This is a genomic window from Rummeliibacillus sp. POC4, from assembly GCF_003576525.1.
Lineage (GTDB): Bacteria > Bacillota > Bacilli > Bacillales_A > Planococcaceae > Rummeliibacillus.
The window spans coordinates 1-2,403 of record NZ_QWUA01000130.1; the positions used below are offsets into that span (position 1 = coordinate 1).

Below are 2,403 nucleotides of genomic sequence, written 5' to 3' on the forward strand. Positions count from 1 at the left end.
AAATAAAAAATGTATTTAAAGCAATTAAATAATATGATATCTTAATTTATGTAACATTTTTAACAAAAAAACTTCATTTGTATTAAAAATGTTTCATAATTTATCATAGAAAGAGGAGTAGCAATGCATTTCCGTAAGTATTTGAGTCTTTTTTTAGTAATTAGCTTAATTATTAGTTCTATTCCTGAGTATGTGGCACTTGCATATTCAGAACAGAAAAAGGAGGCTCTTGTAAAACAAACAGAAGATTCTTCTAATGTATTAACAGAGAACTTAGAAGAGATAAAAAGTAAGCGAACAAAGTACACAAAAACATTTAAAGGAACGGAGGGTGATTATTACAAAGAAATTTATGCAGAGCCGGTCCATTCTAAACAAGGAAAGACATATGAAGAAATCGACGATACATTATCGTTAGATGCTGAATCTACATTTTCAACAGAAAATACGGATTTACAAGTAGATTTTCCTGAGAAAATCAAAAATGATCAAAATATTACTTATAAGAAAGATAATCATGAAGTAGTATTCGAATTAACAAATGCTATTCAAAATGGAGAAAATATCAAACCAAATCTTTTAAGTAAGACAACTTTCGAGGAAAATAAAGTACAATACAACGAAATTTATCCTCATATTGACTTGCGACATATTACATTCAATCAGGAAGTTAAAGAGGATTGGATTGTAAAGAAATATACAGGGGTTCATCAATTTAACTATAATTTAAAGACGGATTTAATACCAACTTTACAAAAAGATGGATCGATTCAGTTTCTAACTGACGAAGAAAAATCGAAACCAGTATTTACATTACCAAAGCCAATGATGATGGATTCAAACATCAATGAAGCGAAAGGTGAAGGGGTTTATTCAGATCAAGCGCATTATATTTTAAAGAAAAATGAAAAAAATAGCTATAGTTTGACTTTAGATGTAGATGAAGAATGGCTAAAATCAGAAAAGCGTGTATATCCGATTTATATTGATCCATCTGTTACAACAATAGAAGCACTTGGTGATACATATGTATCTAGTAAATATCCAACAGCTAATTTTAATAAACAATGGGATCCTGTACAAGGAGAATATATTTTACAAACTGGTTATTATGACAGTACATCTGGAACTAACTATCCTTTTATTAAGTTTAGTGTAGTAGGTGATTTAAAAGGTGCTACAATTGATAGTGCTGATTTACAAGCTTATGTGACACACGCTTATTATGCGGGTACTAAGAATGGATTATGGGTAGACGAAGTAAAAGGTTCTTGGGGAGCAAACGAACTGACTTGGAACAATAAACCATCTTCTACAAAAATCGGTTCAACATCTGTTGGGCGTGACGAATGGGCGCATTTAGATGTTACAAATACGGTTCAAGCATGGGTTTCAGGAGAAAGACCAAATTATGGTTTTAAGTTCCACACAAATGGTAACGGGAAAACATATTGGAAAAAAATCACTGCTGCTGAAAGTACAAAAAAAGCAAAGATTGTTGTAAAGTATCACTACGAGCCTGGACCAAAGCCAACCCTTTCAGCAACTGCTTATAATGATGGCTCAAACAATGGATATGTAAATGTTAAATGGCCATCTATTTATGGTGCAACAGGTTATAAATTACTTATGTATGATGGAGCTAGCTATAAACAAGTATATACAGGAACTGCTACTAGCTGGACTTCAAAAGGAAAGAAAATTTTCCCGAAAGCACCATATACAACAACATCCACATACACAGCAACAGGAAAAGGAGTAGAATTACCAAACGATCCATCTGCCTTTTTTGCTAAGAAAGGTACAGCGAATTATCTATATTATAAATATCGTGTAGTGCCGACTTTCCCTACCGGTGATGGTCCTCAATCTGATTATTCTCGTATAAAAATCCCTGCAGAAACACCAAAAGTGACAGATGCACCAAACCAACCCAAAATAGTAGGGCATCAATATCCTCAGGGTTCTGCTAACGAAAATCGTGGCTGGTTAGATATTAGTTGGGATAAAGTAGCTGGTGCAACAGGCTATAAAGTATTGATTTGGAATGGTGAAAAATATGATATTTTCAATGTAGGAAATACAAATTTTGTTACGACCAAAGGGAAAAAAATCTACCCAACTGATGCGGAAATTAAAGCAGGTACATTAGGTTTTCATGATGCTAGTTTAGAAAATAGCTCAAAGATTGGTACAGGAACAGAATTGCCAATGTACCCTGGGAAATCTTATAACAATACATCTAAACGTTACAGTGTCCGAGTCATTGCTGTATCTGAAGGTGGCGATTCTGCAAGATCAGAAATCTCTTATGGATTTATACCATTATATGCACCAAATGAAAAAGAAGTTACGCTAAAAGCAAATTTAGATAATCTAGTAGAAAATAAAACAACTTTAACT

The 2,403-nt window shown here is 33.0% G+C and carries 1 protein-coding gene; it reads left to right on the forward strand.

Annotated elements, in window-relative coordinates; translation table 11 throughout:
- Positions 1–123: 123 nt before the first annotated feature.
- Positions 124–2,403, forward strand: a 2,280-nt coding sequence (locus D1606_RS18185; RefSeq protein ID WP_119417422.1) for a DNRLRE domain-containing protein, incomplete at its 3' end; no start/stop codon positions are given.